15 protein-coding genes and 2 tRNA genes are annotated in these 21,590 nt (G+C 46.3%); 14 read left to right on the top strand and 3 right to left on the bottom strand.

Annotated elements, in window-relative coordinates; translation table 11 throughout:
- Positions 1–47 precede the first annotated feature (47 nt).
- The 14 genes from folP (at position 48) to Xmir_RS01130 (ending at position 15,588) form a co-directional block, all read left to right on the top strand.
- The gene (gene folP, locus Xmir_RS01195; RefSeq protein WP_099112663.1) at positions 48–923 is read left to right on the top strand and encodes a dihydropteroate synthase; all 876 of its coding nucleotides are present in this window, start codon (positions 48–50) and stop codon (positions 921–923) included.
- Positions 924–957: 34 nt separating this feature from the next.
- Entirely contained in the window at positions 958–2,295 is a 1,338-nt protein-coding gene (gene glmM / locus Xmir_RS01190) for a phosphoglucosamine mutase (protein WP_099112662.1), read from the top strand.
- Positions 2,296–2,495: 200 nt separating this feature from the next.
- On the top strand, positions 2,496–2,834 hold the full coding sequence (gene secG, locus Xmir_RS01185) for a preprotein translocase subunit SecG (protein WP_099112661.1): 339 nt from the start codon (positions 2,496–2,498) through the stop codon (positions 2,832–2,834).
- A gap of 72 nt (positions 2,835–2,906) precedes the next feature.
- Positions 2,907–2,996 (top strand) — tRNA-Leu (locus Xmir_RS01180).
- A 58-nt stretch (positions 2,997–3,054) separates the two neighbouring features.
- Positions 3,055–3,131 (top strand) — tRNA-Met (locus Xmir_RS01175).
- Between the two features lie 224 nt (positions 3,132–3,355).
- Positions 3,356–3,808, top strand: a complete 453-nt coding sequence (rimP, locus tag Xmir_RS01170) for a ribosome maturation factor RimP (protein ID WP_145956856.1) — start codon at positions 3,356–3,358, stop codon at positions 3,806–3,808.
- 21 nt (positions 3,809–3,829) lie between these two features.
- Positions 3,830–5,338: a transcription termination factor NusA gene (gene nusA / locus Xmir_RS01165; RefSeq protein ID WP_099112659.1), complete on the top strand. Its 1,509-nt coding sequence runs from the start codon at positions 3,830–3,832 to the stop codon at positions 5,336–5,338.
- 25 nt (positions 5,339–5,363) lie between these two features.
- Positions 5,364–8,138, top strand: coding sequence for a translation initiation factor IF-2 (gene infB / locus Xmir_RS01160; RefSeq protein WP_099112658.1), 2,775 nt, complete (start codon positions 5,364–5,366; stop codon positions 8,136–8,138).
- A gap of 75 nt (positions 8,139–8,213) precedes the next feature.
- Positions 8,214–8,624, top strand: coding sequence for a 30S ribosome-binding factor RbfA (gene rbfA, locus Xmir_RS01155; protein WP_099112657.1), 411 nt, complete (start codon positions 8,214–8,216; stop codon positions 8,622–8,624).
- A complete protein-coding gene (gene truB / locus Xmir_RS01150) occupies positions 8,624–9,571 on the top strand; it encodes a tRNA pseudouridine(55) synthase TruB (RefSeq protein ID WP_099112656.1) in 948 nt (315 codons plus the stop codon). Before rbfA ends, truB begins: the two co-directional genes overlap by 1 nt.
- Positions 9,572–9,746: 175 nt before the next feature.
- Positions 9,747–10,016, top strand: coding sequence for a 30S ribosomal protein S15 (gene rpsO / locus Xmir_RS01145; protein WP_099112655.1), 270 nt, complete (start codon positions 9,747–9,749; stop codon positions 10,014–10,016).
- 235 nt (positions 10,017–10,251) lie between these two features.
- Entirely contained in the window at positions 10,252–12,390 is a 2,139-nt protein-coding gene (pnp, locus tag Xmir_RS01140; RefSeq protein WP_099112654.1) for a polyribonucleotide nucleotidyltransferase, read from the top strand.
- A 187-nt stretch (positions 12,391–12,577) separates the two neighbouring features.
- On the top strand, positions 12,578–13,462 hold the full coding sequence (gene nlpI, locus Xmir_RS01135) for a lipoprotein NlpI (RefSeq protein WP_099112653.1): 885 nt from the start codon (positions 12,578–12,580) through the stop codon (positions 13,460–13,462).
- A 170-nt stretch (positions 13,463–13,632) separates the two neighbouring features.
- The gene (locus Xmir_RS01130; protein ID WP_099112652.1) at positions 13,633–15,588 is read left to right on the top strand and encodes a DEAD/DEAH family ATP-dependent RNA helicase; all 1,956 of its coding nucleotides are present in this window, start codon (positions 13,633–13,635) and stop codon (positions 15,586–15,588) included.
- A gap of 208 nt (positions 15,589–15,796) precedes the next feature.
- Here Xmir_RS01130 and btsR read toward each other — a convergent pair whose 3' ends face one another.
- From btsR to Xmir_RS01115, 3 genes are all read right to left on the bottom strand, one after another.
- On the bottom strand, positions 15,797–16,516 hold the full coding sequence (gene btsR / locus Xmir_RS01125; protein WP_099112651.1) for a two-component system response regulator BtsR: 720 nt from the start codon (positions 16,514–16,516) through the stop codon (positions 15,797–15,799).
- A 2-nt stretch (positions 16,517–16,518) separates the two neighbouring features.
- Positions 16,519–18,216, bottom strand: a complete 1,698-nt coding sequence (locus Xmir_RS01120) for a sensor histidine kinase (protein ID WP_099112650.1) — start codon at positions 18,214–18,216, stop codon at positions 16,519–16,521.
- A 161-nt stretch (positions 18,217–18,377) separates the two neighbouring features.
- Entirely contained in the window at positions 18,378–21,431 is a 3,054-nt protein-coding gene (locus tag Xmir_RS01115; RefSeq protein ID WP_099112649.1) for an inverse autotransporter beta domain-containing protein, read from the bottom strand.
- Positions 21,432–21,590 lie beyond the last annotated feature (159 nt).

Raw genomic sequence — 21,590 nt, 5'->3', positions numbered from 1 at the left:
TAAACCCCAGGTTCCGCCTGGGGTTTTGACATTAAGGCCCCCTAGCGATGAAACTGACAGCCAGAGGCAGTGTCCTCGATCTTTCTTGCCCACAAGTGATGGGAATTCTGAATGTGACTCCTGATTCTTTCTCTGATGGCGGAACCCATAATACTTTTGATACGGCCCTGAGACATGCCGCTAAAATGATTGAGGATGGTGCAACCATTATTGATGTAGGAGGAGAATCGACACGCCCTGGCGCAGATGAGGTGAGTGAGCAGGAAGAGCTGGATCGCGTTGTTCCGGTGATTGAGGCACTGGCACAGCGCTTTGATGTCTGGATTTCTGTAGACACTTCAAAAGCTGTCGTCATGAAGGAATCAGCCAAGGCCGGAGCCCATATCATCAACGATATTCGGGCGTTGCAGGAGCCAGGAGCACTTGATGCGGCGGCACAAACTGGATTGCCTGTCTGCTTGATGCATATGCAGGGGCAACCCCGCACGATGCAGGCTGAACCTCATTATGAAGATGTCTTATCGGAAGTAAAAACATTCCTGAACAGTCAAATTGAGCTTTGTATTGCGGCGGGAATCGCAAAAAATAACTTGATTCTTGATCCTGGCTTCGGTTTTGGTAAGAACTTATCGCATAATTATCAGCTATTAGCTCATTTGCAAGAATTCCATCATTTGGGCTTGCCTGTTCTGGCAGGAATGTCACGTAAATCGATGATTGGTCAATTACTTCATGTCCCACCGCAGGAGCGTGTGACAGGAAGTGTTGCTTGTGCTGTGATTGCAGCCATGCAAGGTGCCCAAATTATTCGTGTACATGATGTAAAAGAAACCGTACAGGCAATGCAAATCGTTCAGGCAACACTGTCTGCACGGAAAACGACGTCAGTAAAAAACACGATGTCAGCAAAAAACACGCTGTGAGCAAAGAATACGTTCAGCAAAGGAAAATAACTTTATGAGTAGCCGTAAATATTTTGGTACTGACGGTATCCGTGGCAAAGTGGGCAATACCCCAATTACCCCTGACTTTGTTTTGAAACTTGGTTGGGCAGCGGGAAAAGTTTTGGCCCGTCATGGTTCTCGCAAAATTATCATTGGTAAAGATACCCGAATATCAGGCTATATGCTGGAGTCAGCGCTGGAAGCAGGGTTGGCCGCAGCGGGTTTATCAGCCTCTTTTACTGGCCCTATGCCGACACCTGCCGTGGCATATCTGACACGTACTTTCCGTGCAGAAGCTGGAATTGTCATTTCTGCTTCCCACAATCCTTACTATGATAACGGCATTAAATTCTTTTCCATTGATGGGACTAAGCTGCCTGATAATGTTGAAGAAGCGATTGAAACTGAAATGGAGAAACCACTAACCTGTGTGGAATCTGCCGAGCTGGGACGAGCAAATCGGATTGTTGATGCGACGGGCCGCTATATTGAATTCTGTAAGGGTACATTCCCTAGCGAACAAAGCCTGAATGGACTAAAAATTGTGTTGGATTGTGCAAACGGCGCGACTTATCACATTGCTCCAAATGTGCTCAGAGAGTTGGGAGCGGATGTTATTACCATCGGTTGTGAACCGAACGGCATCAATATCAATGAAGAGTGTGGCGCGACAGATGTTCGCTTACTGCAAAAATGCGTGTTGGAAGAACAGGCTGATGTTGGTCTGGCATTTGACGGCGATGGCGATCGCATCATTATGGTCGATCATTTGGGCCATAAAGTTGATGGCGACCAGATTCTTTACATCATCGCACGTGAAGCATTGAGACAAGGCCAGTTGCGGGGTGGCGCCGTAGGTACGTTGATGAGCAATATGGGACTGGAGTTGGCACTAAAACAGCTTGGCATCCCGTTTGAACGTGCAAAAGTCGGGGATCGCTATGTATTGGAAAAACTACAGGAAAAAGGCTGGCGTTTGGGTGCTGAAAACTCAGGTCATGTTATTTTGCTGGATAAAACCACAACAGGCGATGGTATTGTCGCAGGGTTGCAAGTTCTGAGCGCAATGGTACGTAATAACATGAGCTTGCATGACCTGTGCAGCGGTATGAAACTTTTGCCTCAAGTTTTGGTTAATGTTCGTTTTGCGGGAAATACCGATCCTCTGCAATCAGAACCTGTGCTTGAAGCTGTGAAATCAGTTGAGACTGAATTGAATGGTCAGGGTCGTGTTCTGCTGCGTAAATCAGGAACAGAGCCGCTAATCCGCGTGATGGTGGAAGGCGAAGACGAAGAACAGGTCACGGCATTAGCGCATCGTATTGCGGATGCCGTGAAAAAAATGGGTTAATTTGTTGATTTTTTCTTCGATCAGCGCCAGTATTTAAAATTAACCTTGCTTGTCTGAAACGCTTTGGTTAGTATTCAAACCCGCTCAATAAGTTAATTTTTCTAATTTTGTGAGCGGGTGATGCAGTGTGGCGTCGCTATTAAATTGCGTTGCTACTAATAAGCTGTGTGGTAAACCCCACGAGGAAACGGGTACAACATATGTATGAAGCTCTTTTAGGTATATTCTTGCTGGTTGGTATCGGGCTGATTGCTCTGGTTCTGCTACAGCAGGGTAAAGGTGCTGATATGGGTGCTTCTTTCGGTGCGGGTGCATCTAACACATTGTTTGGTTCATCGGGTTCTGGCAACTTTATGACCCGCATGACGGCTATCTTAGCAACGTTGTTTATTGTTATCAGTCTGATTCTTGGTAACATGACCAGCAATAAAACTGGGTCAAGCAGTAAATGGGATGACCTTGCTGAACCTGTGAAAGTTGAAAAACAAACAGAAGTTCCGGCAGTACCAGTAAAACCAAATAGTGATATCCCGCAGTAACTTTCAGTAACAGAATTGAAATAGGGTTGTTGGCTTAATTAGTTAATTAAAATAACAGTCCTAAAAATCAGTGCCGAGGTGGTGAAATTGGTATACACGCTACCTTGAGGTGGTAGTGCCTAAACAACGGGCGTACGGGTTCAAGTCCCGTCCTCGGCACCATTAATCTAGAAACTTGCGTTTTTAGTATTATCAGCGTAAGATTTGCCACGTTTTCGAACGCGGGATGGAGCAGCATGGTAGCTCGTCGGGCTCATAACCCGAAGGTCGTCGGTTCAAATCCGGCTCCCGCAACCACTTCTTAACAACCTGTATCTTTTCCAGAGTAGTCACCCAGCAGCCGTTAAGATATCGATCCTAATTTGCAAGGTTGCTTTGAAAGATATAGAGAGAAGTTGGTTGAGACCACTGGCAGTAAACAGGGTCCAGTTGCATAAAGCCCCGAGTATCGGGGTTTTTTGTTATTTGACAGCAGAACTACTGGGCTAATATAGCCCTTTTTTTATGTCTTGGGGGTGGGCTTGTCCACATTAGAGCAAAAATTAACAGAGATGATTTCAGCACCAGTTGAAGCTTTGGGTTTTGAATTAGTCGGCCTGGAGTTTATTCGCGCGCGCGTGTCAACGCTGCGGGTCTATATCGATAGTGAAGAGGGTATCACTGTTGATAATTGTGCTGATGTTAGCCACCAGGTCAGTGCAGTGCTTGATGTTGAAGATCCGATTTCAGTGCTTTATAACCTGGAAATATCTTCACCAGGGCTTGAGCGTCCACTGTTTAAGGCTGAACACTACCAGCGTTTTATGGGTGAAAAAGTCAATTTATTGTTACGCATGGCAATGCAGAACCGTCGCAAATGGCAAGGTATCATCAAGGCTGTTGATGGTGAAATGATAACGGTTACGGTGGATGGAAAAGACGAAGTGTTCGCACTGAGCAACATCCAGAAAGCGAACCTGGTACCCCACTTTTAAAGTTCGGATGAGGCAACTAGGATGAATAAAGAAATTCTGGCTGTTGTGGAAGCGGTTTCTAATGAAAAATCACTCCCTCGCGAAAAAATCTTCGAAGCATTAGAGATTGCACTGGCGACAGCCACCAAGAAAAAGTATGAGCAGGAAATTGACGTTCGTGTTTGCATCGATCGTAAATCCGGTGATTTTGATACTTTCCGCCGTTGGTTGGCTGTAGAAGAAGTCACACTGCCAACACGTGAAATTACGTTGGAAGCAGCGAAATATGAAGACCCAGAGATTGAACTGGGTGGTTATATTGAAGATCAAATTGAATCAGTAACTTTTGACCGTATTACGACTCAGACTGCAAAACAGGTTATCGTACAGAAAGTACGTGAAGCTGAACGCGCGATGGTTGTTGACCAATTCCGTGAACAACAGGGCGAAATCGTGACCGGTCAGGTCAAAAAAGTGAACCGTGAAAATATTACCTTGGATTTAGGTAATAATGCTGAAGCGGTCATTTTACGTGAAGATATGTTACCACGGGAAAACTTCCGTCCAGGTGACCGCGTGCGCGGCGTCCTGTATGATGTTCGTCCTGAAGCTCGTGGTGCACAGCTTTTCATTACTCGCTCTCGTCCTGAGATGTTGGTTGAACTGTTCCGCATCGAAGTGCCTGAAATTGGTGAAGAGATCATTGAGATCAAAGCTGCTGCTCGTGATCCTGGTTCCCGTGCGAAGATCGCAGTGAAAACCAATGACAAGCGTATTGATCCGGTTGGCGCTTGCGTAGGTATGCGTGGTGCAAGGGTACAAGCTGTTTCCAGTGAGCTGGGTGGTGAAAGAATTGACATCGTGTTGTGGGACGATAACCCTGCACAGTTTGTCATTAATGCAATGGCTCCGGCGGATGTTGCGTCTATTGTGGTTGACGAAGACAACTGCACGATGGATGTTGCCGTAGAAAACAGTAATCTTGCTCAGGCGATTGGACGTAATGGTCAAAACGTTCGTCTGGCAGCACAACTGTTGAAAAAACATCGTGGTGATGACAAATGGGAACTGAATGTCATGACTGCGGAAGAGCTGCAAGCAAAACATCAGGCAGAAGCTCATGCTTCTATTGATACATTTACTAAGCATCTCGACATTGATGAAGATTTCGCCACTGTATTGGTCGAGGAAGGTTTCTCTACACTGGAAGAATTGGCTTACGTGCCAATCAATGAACTTCTGGCAGTAGAAGGCCTTGATGAAGAAACCGTTGAAGTTCTTCGTGAGCGCGCAAAAGCGGCCTTGACAACGCTGGAACTGGCTCAGAAAGAGAGTCTTGGTGATCAGCAGCCTGCCGAAGATTTATTGAATCTGCCTGGCATGGAGCGTACTTTGGCGTTTAACCTGGCTGCCCGTGGCATCTGTACTCTGGAAGATCTTGCCGAGCAGGGTATCGACGACTTATCTGATATCGAAGGACTGAATGATGAGAAAGCAGGAGAACTCATTATGGCAGCCCGAAATATCTGTTGGTTTGGCGATGATGCATAAATAAACTGTAGCAGGAAGGAACAGAATGACAGAGGTAACCGTAAAATTACTGGCAGAAGAGATCCAGACATCGGTAGAACGTCTAATCCAGCAGTTCGCTGATGCTGGCATTCAGAAAACCGCAACTGACTCTGTTTCCCAGAAAGAAAAAGAAGCTTTGCTGGCTCACTTGAACCGCGAACAAGGCGGTTCTGGCGGCCAGCCAGGTAAATTAACACTACAGCGTAAAACGCGCAGTACACTGAACGTTCCTGGCACCGGTGGCAAAAGTAAATCGGTAGCGATTGAAGTCCGCAAAAAGCGCACATATGTAAACCGCGACGCTGTTGAACAAGCTAAAGCGGAAGAACAGGCGAAGCGTGAAGCGGAAGAGCAGGCTCGGCGCGAGGCAGAAGAGAAGGCGCGGCTTGAAGCTGAAGCGAAAAAACTCGCGGAAGAGCAAGCTAAACGTGAAGCTGAAGAAAAGGCTAAACGTGAAGCAGAAGAGAGCGCTCAACGTGAAGCAGAAGAAAAAGCCAAACGTGAAGAGGCAACACTCTCTCAGCGTGAGGCGGCGGAAAAAGAAAAAGTGACTAAGCAACATACCGAAAACAAACAAAAATCAGTTCAGACTGACTCTGCCGCGCAAAATGAAAAAGCGCGTCGTGAAGCTGAAGCTGCAAATTTAAAACGTAAAGCTGAAGAAGAAATGCGCCGTAAGGTGGAAGAGGAAGCGAAACGTGTTGCAGAAGAAGCGCGTAGAATGGCAGAAGAAAATCAAGACAAATGGTCTGATAATTCTGATAACAATGACAACAATAGTGACTACCACGTAACGACTTCTCGTTATGCCCGCGATGCGGAAGATGAAAATGACGCCAAAGTTGAAGGCGATCGTCGTTCCCGCTCCCGTGGCGGCAAAGCTACCCGTCAGAAGAAAAACAACAAGCATTCTGAGTCTAAAGCTGATCGCGAAGAAGCGCGTGCCGTAGGCCGTACCAAAGGCAAACATCGCAAACCAAGCGCTTTACAGCAGAGTTTCACTAAACCTGTTGTAGCGGTTAACCGTGATGTCGTGATTGGTGAAACTATTACCGTCGCTGAGCTGGCTAACAAAATGGCAGTCAAAGGTGCCCAAGTTATCAAAACGATGATGAACATGGGCGCAATGGTGACTATCAACCAAGTTATCGATCAAGAAACAGCACAGCTGGTTGCCGAAGAAATGGGGCATAAAGTTATCCTGCGTCGTGAAAACGAACTGGAAGAAGCGCTGATGAGTGATCGTGATACGGGTGAAACGCTGGCAGAATCTCGTGCACCAGTTGTAACCATCATGGGTCACGTTGACCACGGTAAAACCTCCCTGCTGGACTATATCCGCTCCACTAAAGTGGCTTCCGGGGAAGCGGGTGGCATTACTCAGCACATTGGTGCATATCATGTGAAAACTGAAAAAGGCATGATCACCTTCCTGGATACCCCAGGCCATGCTGCGTTTACCTCCATGCGTGCACGTGGTGCGCAGGCAACGGATATCGTCGTTCTGGTTGTGGCTGCGGATGATGGCGTAATGCCTCAGACTGTCGAAGCTATCCAGCATGCTAAGGCAGCTAACGTACCTGTTGTCGTTGCGGTGAACAAGATCGATAAACCAGAAGCTGATCCAGATCGTGTGAAGAATGAATTGTCACAATACGGCATCATTTCAGAAGAATGGGGCGGTGAAAACCAGTTCATCAATGTGTCTGCTAAAGCAGGTACTGGTATTGATGAATTACTGGAAGCAATCCTGCTTCAGTCTGAGGTTCTTGAACTGAAAGCTGTACGCACTGGCATGGCAAATGGTGTGGTCATTGAATCCTTCTTGGATAAAGGCCGTGGCCCGGTTGCGACCATTCTGGTTCAGTCTGGTACGCTGAATAAAGGCGACATCGTTCTGTGTGGCTTCGAATATGGCCGTATCCGTGCGATGCGTAACGAACTTGGTCGTGAAGTGACTTCTGCCGGCCCGTCTATTCCAGTGGAAATCTTGGGTCTGTCCAATGTTCCATCTGCGGGTGATGAAGCGACAGTTGTTCGTGACGAGAAGAAAGCGCGTGAAGTGGCTCTGTACCGTCAGGGTAAATTCCGTGAAGTGAAGCTGGCTCGTCAGCACAAGGCTAAGCTGGAAAACATTTTTGCTAACATGGAAGAAGGTAAAGTATCTGAACTGAATATCGTTCTGAAAACTGACGTTCAAGGTACATGTGAAGCAATTTGTGATTCATTGCTGAAACTGTCTACTGATGAAGTAAAAGTGAAAATCATCGGTTCAGGCGTAGGTGGTATCACCGAAACAGATGCAACGTTGGCAGCGGCATCCAGCGCTATTATTCTGGGCTTCAACGTTCGTGCTGATGCGTCTGCACGTCGTATCATCGAAAACGAAAGTCTGGATCTGCGTTACTACTCCGTTATCTATAACCTGATTGATGAAATCAAACAGGCTATGAGCGGCATGCTGGCACCAGAATACAAACAGCAGATCATGGGTCTGGCCGAAGTCCGTGACGTATTTAAGTCACCGAAATTTGGTGCTATCGCTGGTTGTATGGTGACAGAAGGTTCCATCAAGCGTAATAACCCAATCCGTGTTCTGCGTGATAACGTGGTCATTTACGAAGGTGAGCTGGAATCCTTGCGTCGCTTCAAGGATGACGTTAACGAAGTCCGTAATGGTATGGAATGTGGTATCGGTGTGAAGAACTACAATGATGTTCGCGTTGGCGATATGATTGAAGTCTTTGAAGTGATTGAAATTAAACGCTCCATCGATTAATACCATTATCTATCCAATAGATTTATTCCATTCTTGGGGGGCTTAATGCCCCCCAAAATGTCAGGAGATATAACAATGGCAAGAGAATTCAGTCGTACTCAGCGCGTTGCACAAGAAATGCAAAAAGAGATTGCCATCATTTTACAGCGTGAAGTTAAAGATCCGCGTATCGGCATGGCGACGGTCTCTGGTGTTGAGGTTTCCCGCGATCTGGCTTATGCCAAAGTATTTGTGACTTTTCTGAATATTCTGGTGGAAGATCATGATTCAGATATGGTCAAAGAAGGTATCAAGGCATTGAACGAAGCTTCCGGTTTTATTCGTTCCCTGCTAGGTAAAGCGATGCGCCTTCGGGTCATTCCTGAACTGACATTTTCTTATGACAGCTCTCTGGTGGAAGGGATGCGTATGTCGAATCTGGTCAGTAACGTCGTAAAAAATGACGAGAAGCGCCGTGCATCTGCGGATCACAACGAGGAAAAGTGATGGGTCGCCGTCGTAGAGGCCGTGCGATACACGGTGTACTGTTGCTAGATAAGCCGCAGGATATTTCCTCCAATGATGCGTTACAGAAAGTAAGGCGAATTTTCAATGCCAGTAAGGCTGGCCATACTGGCGCGCTGGACCCGCTGGCAACAGGCATGCTGCCGGTTTGTCTTGGCGAAGCGACTAAATTTTCCCAATTCCTGCTGGATTCTGACAAACGCTATCGGGTGATCGCCCGTTTGGGGCAGCGTACAGATACTTCAGATTCACATGGAGTCATCATTTGTGAACGTGAAGTACAAATAACTCAGTCTCAGCTTGATGATGCATTGGATACATTCCGTGGTGATACCATGCAGGTTCCTTCCATGTACTCTGCATTGAAACATCAAGGAAAACCACTGTACGAATATGCCCGTCAGGGTATTGAAATTGAGCGAGAAGCGCGTCCTATCACTGTTTATGAATTGCAATTCATTCGCTGGGAAGGGAATGAGTTGGAATTGGAAATACACTGTTCCAAAGGAACTTACATCCGTACCATCTTTGATGATTTGGGTGAACTTTTGGGCTGTGGCGCTCATGTTATTTATTTGCGCCGTTTACAGGTTGCCAATTATCCCAATCAAAGGATGGTAACGCTGGAACAGTTATATGAATTAAAACAACAGGCTGAAGATCAGGAAATTGAAGCGGGAACACTGCTCGATCCATTGTTACTGCCAATGGATACCGCTGTTGCTCATTTCCCTGTGATTCACTTGGCATCCGTGGTTGCGTCTTATTTTAAACAAGGGCAGCCAGTCCGAAGCAGTCATAATCTGGCTTCGGGTGAATGGGTGCGGGTCACCGAAGGTGATGAAAATAAATTCATCGGCATTGCGGTGATTGACGATGATGGGCTGGTAGCTCCTCGCCGTCTGGTTGTTGAAAATGAAATCGAATAATGATAGCAACTGATAAGGAATTCAAAGCAGACAAATTGTGTAGATGCAGTGAAAGGCACCGATTGTGCTGTCTTGCGCTTCACTTATTTGCAGCGTAGAATACCGCGTCTATATATGAGTTGCTGAATTAGAGATCGGCACTTGTCATTTTAAACTACATATTTGGAGTTATACTATGTCTCTAAGTACTGCTGCAAAAGCGCAGATTATTGCTGAATTTGGTCGTGGCGCTAACGACAGTGGTTCCAGCGAAGTTCAGATCGCACTGCTGACTGCTGACATCAACCAACTGCAAGGTCACTTTTCAGAGCACAAAAAAGATCACCACAGCCGTCGTGGTCTGCTGAGAAAAGTTGCGCAGCGTCGTAAGCAACTGAACTACCTGAAGCGTAAAGATTTGGCACGCTATACCGCTCTGATTGAGCGTCTGGGACTGCGTCGCTAATCGATGAGTTTCGGTGGAAAGGGGCCTAATAGGGCCCCTTTTCTTCTAGGAAACGGAATTGAGAGACGTTATACCGTTTCTGAAATTTGAACCTCTTCCGCTACAGTGACTCGCGCGGCTAATGAGAGTCCTTAAGGGAGTAAGCACTGTCATTAGTCGTGAGGGTGTAGCAAGAAGAGAAAATCCATTGTTGCTGAATCTTAAAAGTCGGCAACACTAACAAAGGAAAATTATTTTGCTGAATCCGATTGTTCGTAAATTCCAGTATGGTCAGCACACTGTGACCATCGAAACCGGCATGATGGCTCGTCAGGCGACAGCAGCCGTTATGGTAAATATGGATGACACAGCGGTATTCGTTACCGTTGTTGGTCAGAAAAAAGTAAAAGCAGGTCAGGATTTCTTCCCTCTGACTGTTAACTATCAAGAGCGTACTTACGCAGCGGGTCGTATTCCGGGAAGTTTCTTCCGTCGTGAAGGTCGTCCGGGAGAAGGTGAAACCCTCGTAGCCCGTCTGATTGACCGTCCTTTACGCCCTCTGTTCCCGGAAGGTTTCCTGAACGAAGTTCAAATCATCGCAACCGTAGTTTCTGTTAACCCTCAGGTTAACCCTGATATCGTTGCTATGATCGGCGCATCTGCTGCACTGGCACTGTCTGGCATTCCATTCAATGGCCCAATCGGTGCTGCTCGCGTTGGTTACATCAACGATCAGTACGTACTGAACCCAACCAGAGATGAGCTGAAAAACAGCCGTCTGGATCTGGTGGTTGCGGGTACTGAAGGTGCGGTATTGATGGTGGAATCTGAAGCGGATCTGCTGACTGAAGAGCAAATGCTGGGTGCAGTTGTGTTTGGTCACGAGCAGCAACAGGTTGCTATTGAGAACATCAATGCACTGGTTGCTGAAGCAGGCAAAGAAAAATGGGATTGGGCTCCGGAGCCTATCAACCAGCCTCTGCATGACCGTGTTGCTGAACTGGCTGAGACCCGTCTGGGCGATGCTTACCGTATTATTGAGAAGCAGGAACGTTACGCTCAGGTTGATACCATCAAAGAAGAAGTTTCTGCGATCGTCTTGGCAGAATCAGCGGAAAAAGGCGTTGAGCTGGATGAAAGCGAAGTGCTTGATGTGCTGTCCGGTCTGGAGAAAAATGTTGTTCGTGGCCGTGTTCTGCGTGGTGAGCCTCGTATTGATGGCCGTGAAAAAGACATGGTTCGTGCTCTGGATGTTCGCACCGGTGTACTGCCACGTACTCATGGTTCATCTCTGTTCACCCGTGGTGAAACACAGGCGCTGGTTACAGCAACTCTGGGTACAGAGCGTGATGCGCAAGTTATCGATGAGCTGATGGGTGAGTATACAGACCGCTTCCTGTTCCACTATAACTTCCCTCCATACTCTGTGGGTGAAACCGGTATGGTTGGTTCACCAAAACGTCGTGAGATTGGTCACGGACGTTTGGCGAAACGTGGTGTATTGGCTGTCATGCCAAGCCCTGCCGAATTCCCGTATACAGTTCGCGTTGTGTCTGAAATCACTGAATCCAACGGTTCCTCTTCCATGGCTTCCGTTTGTGGCGCTTCACTGGCGCTGATGGATGCTGGCGTGCCAATTAAGGCAGCCGTTGCTGGTATCGCAATGGGGCTGGTGAAAGAAGGGGATAACTTTGTTGTTCTGTCTGACATTCTGGGTGACGAAGATCATCTGGGTGACATGGACTTTAAAGTTGCGGGTAGCCGCGATGGTGTCAGTGCATTGCAAATGGACATCAAAATTGAAGGCATCAACCGTGAAATCATGCAGGTTGCCCTGAATCAGGCTAAAGGTGCTCGTTTGCACATCCTTAATGTGATGGAACAGGCAATCCAAAGCCCACGCAACGATATCTCTGAATTTGCACCACGTATTCATACCATCAAGATCAATCCGGACAAGATCAAAGACGTGATTGGTAAAGGTGGCTCTGTGATCCGTGCATTGACAGAAGAAACCGGCACCACTATTGAAATTGAAGATGATGGTACGGTGAAGATTGCGGCAACTGATGGTGATAAAGCGCGTCACGCTATTAGTCGTATAGAAGAAATCACTGCTGAAGTTGAAGTGGGCCGTATCTATACCGGTAAAGTAACCCGTATTGTTGATTTTGGCGCATTTGTTGCTATCGGCGGTGGTAAAGAAGGGCTGGTACACATTTCTCAAATCGCAGACAAACGTGTAGAGAAAGTCACTGATTATCTGCAATTAGGTCAGGAAGTACCGGTTAAAGTATTGGAAATTGATCGTCAGGGTCGTATCCGCCTGAGCATGAAAGAAGCCGTGGTTACTACCGATGAAGTGTCACAGGCACCGGAATCATCTGTAGAATAAATTTGACGTAAAGCGCGGCGTCCTGTAAAAAGGGCGCCGTTTATCCCTAATTTATTTTGAATTGCAGTCAATAACGCTATAGTTCGAAGTTAAAGGGAAAAGTCAGTTTTGGGCAGGATGCCTGAAATATACAATGTGGGTGGAGTAACTGGGCATTCTGATTAATGTCTGACTTCGGGAGTGGGAAATGAATTCTTTTCTGCGCTGGTGGTATGTTGCGGCTATTTTTCTCCTTGTGGGATGTGGCAGCACTGGATGGCGTAAAAATGAAGTTATTGCTATTCCATTACAACCGACATTGCAACAAGAGGTTATTCTGGCTCGCATGGAGCAAATACTTGCGAGTCGGTCACTTACGGAAGATGAGTATGCACAGCTTTTATATGAAAGAGGTGTGCTGTATGATAGCCTCGGGCTGAGGGCACTGGCGCAGAATGATTTTTCAGTGGCTTTGTCTCTCCGTCCTGATATTCCTGAAATTTTTAATTATCTAGGAATTTATTTTACGCAGGCAGGTAATTTTGATTCTGCCTATGAAGCGTTTGATTCTGTTTTAGAGCTTGATCCAACTTACAACTACGCGCGAATGAATCGCGGCATTGCACTGTATTACGGTGGCCGTTATCGATTGGCGCAGGATGATCTGCAGGCGTTTTATCAAGACGATCCAAATGATCCCTTCCGTTCGTTGTGGTTGTACCTTGTGGAAGTGAAAATCGATCCTAAGGTTGCAATGACTAATTTGTCGCACCATTTTGACAAAGCGAACCGGGGGCTATGGGGCTGGAATATCGTTGAATTCTATTTAGGCAAAATCAATGAGAAAATATTGATGGAGCGCTTACAACAGAATTCAGCGGATAACACTTCGCTCGCTGAGCATCTCAGTGAAACTGACTTCTATTTAGGTAAACATTACCTAAGTCTGGGGGATGAGGATAGCGCAGCCGCGTTATTCAAGCTGACGGTAGCTAACAATGTTCATAACTTTGTTGAGCACCGCTACGCATTGTTGGAATTGGCGCTACTAGGCCAAAGACAAGATGATTTATCGGAATCGAACCAACAATAGCTGACGAACATTTTCACGACAGATTTTTAAGTCCACATCTTGCGAGGTGGGGGCTTGTTTGTTCGTTTAATAACATAATTTGAGCCAGTTCACATTTTAAATGAAAATGACAGAAATTCTTTTCACTGTGTTATGTAGACTGGCCGCCACGATTAATGAGGCACCATTACATGACCACTGAGACTGAAATCTCTTTTGCTGATTTAGGATTATCAGCACCTATTCTTTCTGCACTGGAAGACATGGGCTATGAGAAGCCTTCTCCTATTCAACAACAATGTATTCCACACCTGCTGAACGGTAGTGACGTGCTGGGCATGGCACAGACTGGTAGTGGTAAGACGGCGGCATTCAGCTTACCTTTACTGCATAACATTGATGCTGAACTTAAAGCTCCACAGATCCTTGTGTTAGCACCAACCCGTGAACTGGCGGTACAGGTTGCCGAAGCATGTTCAGATTTCTCCAAGCACATGCGTAATGTGAATGTTGTTGCACTTTACGGTGGACAGCGTTATGACGTCCAATTACGCGCTCTGCGCCAGGGGCCACAAGTTGTTGTGGGAACACCAGGCCGTCTGCTGGACCATCTGAAACGTGGAACATTGGATCTGTCCAACCTGAAAGGTCTGGTATTGGATGAAGCCGACGAAATGTTGCGTATGGGCTTTATCGAAGATGTTGAAAACATCATGAGTCAGATCCCTGCTGAACATCAAACAGCACTGTTCTCAGCAACCATGCCTGAAGCGATTCGCCGCATTACCCGTCGTTTCATGAATGACCCACAGGAAGTTCGCATTCAAAGCAGTGTTACGAACCGTCCTGACATCAGCCAGAGCTACTGGTCTGTGTACGGAATGCGTAAAAATGAAGCGCTGGTACGTTTCCTCGAAGCAGAAGATTTTGATGCTGCGATTATTTTCGTGCGTACCAAGAATGCAACGCTGGAAGTGGCAGAAACTCTGGAGCGTAACGGTTACAACTCAGCGGCACTGAATGGTGACATGAATCAGGCGTTGCGTGAGCAGACTCTTGAGCGCTTGAAAGATGGCCGTTTGGACATTCTGATTGCAACTGACGTTGCAGCTCGTGGTTTGGACGTTGAGCGCATCAGTTTGGTTGTTAACTACGACATCCCAATGGATGCAGAGTCTTATGTACACCGTATCGGTCGTACTGGCCGTGCAGGCCGTGCGGGTCGTGCCTTGTTGTTTGTTGAAAACCGTGAGCGCCGCCTGCTGCGTAACATTGAACGCACGATGAAACTGACGATCCCAGAAGTCGAACTGCCAAATGCAGAACTTCTGAGCCAGCGTCGTCTGGAGAAATTCGCGGCTAATGTTCAGCAGCAACTGGAAAGCAGCGATCTGGATCAATACCGTGCTCTGTTGTCTAAATTGGGTACTGGTGAAGAACTGGATATGGAAACACTGGCCGCGGCCCTGCTGAAAATGGCACAAGGCGAGCGCCCACTGATTCTGCCACCAGATCCGGTACGTCGTCCTCGCCGTGAATTCAACGATCGTGATGACCGTCGCCGTAACGGTAATGCTTTTGGTGATCGTGGTGACAGAGGCGACCGTGGTGACAGAGGTGATCGTGGTGACAGAGGTGATCGTCCTCGTCGTGAGCGTCGCGATGTGGGTGACATGGAACTGTATCGCATTGAAGTAGGCCGCGATGATGGTGTTGAAGTTCGCCACATTGTAGGTGCAATTGCGAACGAAGGTGATATCAGCAGCCGTTATATCGGTAATATCAAGCTGTTTGCGTCTCACTCTACGATTGAACTGCCAAAAGGAATGCCGGGGGAGCTGCTGTCTCACTTCACGCGTACCCGTATTCTGAACAAACCAATGAACATGCAGTTGATGGGTGATGCACAACCATTTGAGCGCCGTGAACGTCGTGGTGGTGGCCGTAATGGCGGTAATGGTGGTAACGGTGGCAATGGTCCGCGTCGTGAGCGTGATGGCTTTGGCAATAACGGTGGCCGTCGTTTTAACAACGAACGTCGTGGCGGTGGTGAGCGTGGCTCTTTCCGTGGCCGTGGTAACGATGATGTCAATGGCGGTGCTCCACGTCGTCGTCAAAGCAATGGCAACAGCACTAGCAACGTATAAGCAAATACGTTATCGCCTGATTTGATAGGCGGTTAGCTGTTGCATTGAAAATATCGCAATGATGTATTAAAAAAGACCCTTTCTCTTCACGGAGAAAGGGTCTTTTACGCTTACATCATATGAAATCTCAGCGCTCCTATAATCAGCCAAGATCATTTCCTTTGTTTATTTTTCCTGTAGAGTGACGAAATTATGTCTCAAGCAGCGATTAATTTAACCCCAGTTCTTCTTTTAGCGGTTTCAGATAACGACGGCTGACGGGAATACGTTCATCGTTGCTCAGCACCAACTCCGCTTGCCCGTTTTCGCCAAAAACAATTTCCCGCAATTGGGCCATATTGACCAGATACTGGCGATGGCAGCGGGTCAGGGATGTACGGGTTTCCAGTGTGCGCAGAGTCAATTCAGTAAAACCTTCCTGACCATTGGCATTCATAACATACACACCACTCAGGCGCGAAGTGACATACAGAACATCATCCAGTGGCATCAGCCATATCCGGCTATATCCGGTACAAGGAATATATTTCAGTTGCTCATCTTCGCGTTGCAGATCCGCCAGATTTTGCTTTTGATAGCCAGAGCGCAGCCGTTGCAACGTTTTGCTCAGACGCTCTTTTTCCAGTGGTTTTAATAGATAATCGAACGCATGCTCTTCAAAGGCTTGCACCGCATATTCATCAAATGCAGTTAAAAAAACAATATAAGGGCGATGATCAGGATCGAGCATTCCCACCATTTCCAGCCCGGTAATGCGGGGCATTTGAATATCGAGGAAAACCACATCCGGTTTAAGACGATGAATGGCACCAATCGCTTCTACTGCGTTGGCACACTCACCGATGATTTGAATATCCGTTTCCTCTTCCAACAGACAACGTAGATTCTCACGAGCCAGAGGTTCATCATCAACAATCAATATATTCATATTTACGCCGCTTTTTTCGCCTCTTTTTCCAATGGTAAACATAAAATGACACGGGTAAATTCTTCGGGTTGGCAATCAACTTTCACGCCATAGGGTTTACCATAACGGAGCTGTAGACGTTTATCTACCAGACTCATTCCAAGTCCGTCTCCCATCTGTTTTGGACAATAAAGTCCGGCATTATCTTCAATTTCTACCAATAGCAAATTGGCTTCCTGATGCGCTCTAATCGTAATTCTTCCTGTATCAAGTAACTGTGATGTGCCATGTTTAATGGCATTTTCTACCATTGGTTGTAAGGAAAATGCAGGTAGTTTTGCATTGCGCAGGGATTCCGGTATTTCTATGGCAATCTGAAGACGTTCACGGAAGCGCGCTTTCTCAATTTGTAAGTAAGCATTCACATGTTCTATTTCATTTTCCAGCGTGGCAATCTCTTCAGGCCGCTTTAAATTCTTGCGGAAAAATGTCGAAAGATACTGCACAAGCTGACTGGCTTGTTGACTATCCCGACGGATAACTGCCTGTAGTGTATTTAGGGCATTGAATAAAAAGTGAGGATTCACTTGCGCGTGAAGCAGCTTCACTTCTGATTGCAGTAAAGATTGCTTATTCCGTTCATACTGTCCGGCAAGAATCTGGGCTGAAAGTAGACTGGCAATTCCCTCACCTAAGGTACGGTTGATGGAGCTGAATAAACGGTTTTTGGCTTCGTAAAGTTTAATCGTACCGATCACCTTCTGATTTTCTCCCCGTAAAGGGATCACCAGCGTAGAGCCAAGTTTACAAATTGGACTAAGAGAACAACAATAGGGGGTTTCATTCCCATCGGCGTACACGACTTCATTATTTTCAATTGCGCGACGTGACTGTTCGGAAGCGATAGGTGTGCCGGGCAGGTGATGATCAGAACCGAGACCAATAAACGCCAGTAACTTTTCTCTGTCAGTGATAGCGACTGCGCCAATTTCCAATTCCTGATAGATGACTTTTGCTACACGCATACTGTTATCTTCATTGAATCCCTTACGCAGAATCCCTTCTGTACAGACAGCAATTTTCAAGGCCTGGGCAGAAAAGGCGCTGGTATATTTTTCAAAAATAGCGCGTCTGTCCAATAAGATACGGATAAACATCGCTGCACCAATACTGTTGGCGATAATCATCGGGGCTGCTATATCCTTCACCAGACTCAATGCTTCATTGAACGGATTAGCGAGTAGCAGAATAATCCCCATTTGGGCGCATTCAGCAAAGAAAGTAACAATGGCCGCTGTCCACGGATTCAATAACTTATTAATCTGTCCCCGTTTCATCAGGTAAATATGAACAAGGCCACCGAGTACGCCTTCTACAATGGTGGATACCATGCAACTAAATGCCGTCATTCCACCGAGAGAATAACGGTGTAAACCGCCGGTGAATCCGACCATTGCCCCTACGGTTGGCCCACCAAGAAAACCGCCGAGTACAGCGCCAATCGCGCGCGTGTTGGCAATCGAGTCATTCACATTCAACCCAAAATACGTTCCCATAATGCAAAAGATGGAAAAGATGACGTAGCACATCATCTTATGTGGTAAACGTACGGTAACTTGCAGTAGAGGAATAAACAGAGGCGTTTTACTCAGCAGCCAGGCGATCACCAGATAGATACACATCTGCTGGAGTAATAACAACACGAGGTTAAATTCGTACATATCTTTTCATTGCGTGATTAATAATGACTAATATATTTGATGTGCCATTATCAAAGTTTAAATTTGACGCCGTCAATAGGGCATTGACAGGATAATCTATTTATAGGGAAGGGATTGGTGTGGAAAGGATTATCCGCCCCGATTGGGGCGGATTGATAGCATTATTCCTTGCAGACAACGTAGTCGGTGACTGTTTCATTGATAACGTGCTCGAATCCTTTGTCTATATTCACGGCAAAATGGGCATTTTTACCTTTTTCGTCTATCCCCGGGCTTGAAGAGCGATAGGAGCGGTCTTGTGGCCAGCCGTATACATCATGCATAGTATTATTGGGGTGGGCGAGGTACAGATCCCACAGCTCATTTACTGTTGGTAACGTGCCATGTGTTTTCTGGCAGTACCATGCAGCTCCGTTATAGACACGACGCGGCCAAGTTTCACCATTTTCGATATAGGTAGTCATTCCGGCCATACCTAAGGCTTTTAATTCTGCTTGTAATTTGGGTCGGTTAAAGACCTCGCCATTTTTACCTATCATGGTTTCAGCCATATGTCCCCAAAAATTAGCAACAGGAACATCCGGGCTGGTCGGAACCGTAAAGATTATATCCTTAGTCTGTGGCGGCGCAGTACCATCCGCAGTGACAGAGAATGCCGTCTTCACACCATGCCCGTTTGGATCGGTCAAGGTAATATTGAGCATACCGTTTTCATCAGTGAAATCCTGAGATTCAGTTGTGTTGCCATTGAATAATAGGGTAGGTTTTTCAGCGACATTCTGGCGATTCAGAGCCTTAATAGCGTTCATTCTGACGTCCACATTTCTGACCAGCTTCCCGTGATAGAGCGTTTTAATCTTTAATGTAATTGGGTCGTCTTTCTTTGCCTTATCAGCACTCGTTGTGATGATGACATCATCAGCAAGTCCTCTGACAGTTCCCCCTTTTCCCCCATCGTGGGTATGGTTACCTTGTTCGGTACTCATGCTGGTATCAACAGTTTGGGTATTCCCGATAAGGCCAAGGGCATTTTGTGCCTGTACCGCGATCGCTTTCACTGTCCCCGCATCTGCTTGTGTCAGTGTATAGTTAGGGAGCTTGCCTGACTCAGTAATCGTATGCCCTTTGCTAATATCAACATTGCCTTTATTCCCCCATACATAACGGGATTTATCCGTTGCATCGCCTTCATTGGCATAAAAGGTATAGGTTGCACTCAAGGTTTGCCCCATTTCCAATTTGCCAACGATGGTTAAATTTTTGATGAGTGGTGTATTTGGATGTACGAACATGATTTCGACCGGTTTGAGGGTAATCCCATTCACTTCTGGCGTAATTTTTAATACCCCAATTTTTTCACCCGCAGTAAGGTGGGACTTATAAACACCCGGCTGAATCTCTTGCATTTTTTCGATCTGTGGATCGCGCCCTTCTCCACTTAATCCACTGGAGATTAATTTGATTTCGGAAGCAACACCTTTGACTGGCTTGCCATCTTTATCTTTCAGGGTCAATGTCAGAAGAGTCGTATCGCGATTATCTGCCAGTAGTTCTTTATCTTTTGCTGTAAAGGCAGAGCTGTTGACATTGATTGCTGCTGGGAGTACCTGCACCTGCATTTCTACTCGTTTGGACGTATTGCCTTGTTCATCATAAGCAACGGCGCCTACCGTGTAGAGATTATTACCCTGTGGTTGATATCTCGGCAGAGTCAGCAGATAGTTTGTCCCGCCTTGATGTTGGATTTTACCGCCATTGACAAATAGACTCGTGGCTTCCCATTGAATATCTTTAAATCCATACTTGCTGCTAACGCTGATATGGAGAGGTTTGGTTTCACTCTCATGACCGATAATCTGGTTTTCCATTGCCAGAGAGATCAATTCACGTTTGCGGTATTCCAGAACAATTTGATTATTGCGTTCGACCAAATCATAACGACCACCTTGCAGAGAATGCTTGAATGCTACGGCATCTGGATTACTCTGTTCTGACCACGGAGTGCCGATGACATAGTTCAGTGCCATATTGAACTGTGTTTCTCCGTTACCGGACATCTCTTGTTTGCGCTCAATACCGAAAGTCAGCAATGGAATCGGAGTATAATTAATTCCGACCGTAAACATAGAAGGATTCTGGCTTCGGTGATCTTTATTGATTAAGCCAACTTCATTTCCGAAATACTGTTCATATACTAACTTACCGCCGAGTTGCGGTAAGGCGGGGGCATAGCCTTGTACTCTCAGATCGAATCCATTGGCTGGTCGCTCATCATAGTCAGTCAGAAGAGGAGATTCTTTCCAGTTGCTTAAGCGGAAATAGCCGTTTGCGCCCAATTTCAGATAATCACGGGCGTATTCGGCACCGAGGCCAAATCGGGTGTTATCACCGGTGAAATCATGGTCAAGGAAAGCATTGTAGCCGAACATCCAGCCAGCAAAAAAACGACGTTCTCCTAACCCGATATTGAGGGTATTGCGTTTATCGATACGGCGGAAACCGAATTGGGTAAAATCCAGCAGGTTGTGGGTATCATGCAGCGGCAACAACATATCTAACTGGCTGCCATTCAGGCTTCCATGACTATCCACATTGGCTTGCAGACGAACTGTGCCGTAATGCGCTAACCAATTTTTAATATGTTGATTAGCCTCACTCGTGACCAGATTGCCTAATTGGTTTATTGCTCCGCTCTTAATGTTGTTGTTGATTAACAGATGACCAACCTGAGAGGCAGCCTCAGCCAGAAGGTGTGACTCTTCATCTGAAGCAGAAGCCTTGTTTAATGAAGATTGATTTAATGAAGATTGATTTAATGGAGGTTGATTTAATGCAGATTGTTCTAACGAAGAATAGTTAAAAGGCAGAAATTTATTAGTTCGAGGTTTAGGGATATCAATTTCGCTGCCGGCACCAAGTGTCATAAAAGGTTTGCTGAAGGTGCGTAGCTGATTAATTTTTTTCAGATCAGTGACGGTTAAACCGTAGCGCTTGGCGACGGTACTGACGGTTTCCCCTGATTTCAGGATATAAGGTTCTGTTGGTTGTGCTAATTTTTCATTTTGAAAAGTCGCTTGTGTTTTGGCACTAGCGATAGCGGGGACAAATGTGCCAGCAACCGGAAACACAAATTGAGTGATAATGTTCACCCATGCTACACGTTTCAGCCTATTTTGCTGATTCCGTAGCCACGGCTTATCGAATTTTTTGTTCATAACTGTAAACCTGTAAAAATAAAAAACATCAAGCGATAACCAGCAGTAAACCTATCCATTTCAGAATATTACGTTCTATTTACTACCAACCATGAACCGTGTATCCAGAGGAAAATCGTCAAATCATGACGAAATTGTGAGATGACAATACGGAATTGC

It is taken from the genome of Xenorhabdus miraniensis (genome assembly GCF_002632615.1).
Note: the sequence above shows the minus strand (reverse complement) of the source record. Positions and strands in the feature narration are given on the sequence as shown.

What these genes read in the sequence shown, in the direction of transcription:
- Xmir_RS01120 (WP_099112650.1), bottom strand. Translation starts at nt 18,216, where the DNA reads ATGTACGAATTTAACCTCGTGTTGTTATTACTCCAGCAGATGTGTATC.
- glmM (WP_099112662.1), top strand. Translation starts at nt 958, where the DNA reads ATGAGTAGCCGTAAATATTTTGGTACTGACGGTATCCGTGGCAAAGTG.
- Xmir_RS01115 (WP_099112649.1), bottom strand. Translation starts at nt 21,431, where the DNA reads ATGAACAAAAAATTCGATAAGCCGTGGCTACGGAATCAGCAAAATAGG.
- folP (WP_099112663.1), top strand. Translation starts at nt 48, where the DNA reads ATGAAACTGACAGCCAGAGGCAGTGTCCTCGATCTTTCTTGCCCACAA.
- btsR (WP_099112651.1), bottom strand. Translation starts at nt 16,516, where the DNA reads ATGAATATATTGATTGTTGATGATGAACCTCTGGCTCGTGAGAATCTA.
- nlpI (WP_099112653.1), top strand. Translation starts at nt 12,578, where the DNA reads ATGAATTCTTTTCTGCGCTGGTGGTATGTTGCGGCTATTTTTCTCCTT.
- infB (WP_099112658.1), top strand. Translation starts at nt 5,364, where the DNA reads ATGACAGAGGTAACCGTAAAATTACTGGCAGAAGAGATCCAGACATCG.
- truB (WP_099112656.1), top strand. Translation starts at nt 8,624, where the DNA reads ATGGGTCGCCGTCGTAGAGGCCGTGCGATACACGGTGTACTGTTGCTA.
- nusA (WP_099112659.1), top strand. Translation starts at nt 3,830, where the DNA reads ATGAATAAAGAAATTCTGGCTGTTGTGGAAGCGGTTTCTAATGAAAAA.
- Xmir_RS01130 (WP_099112652.1), top strand. Translation starts at nt 13,633, where the DNA reads ATGACCACTGAGACTGAAATCTCTTTTGCTGATTTAGGATTATCAGCA.
- rpsO (WP_099112655.1), top strand. Translation starts at nt 9,747, where the DNA reads ATGTCTCTAAGTACTGCTGCAAAAGCGCAGATTATTGCTGAATTTGGT.
- secG (WP_099112661.1), top strand. Translation starts at nt 2,496, where the DNA reads ATGTATGAAGCTCTTTTAGGTATATTCTTGCTGGTTGGTATCGGGCTG.
- rbfA (WP_099112657.1), top strand. Translation starts at nt 8,214, where the DNA reads ATGGCAAGAGAATTCAGTCGTACTCAGCGCGTTGCACAAGAAATGCAA.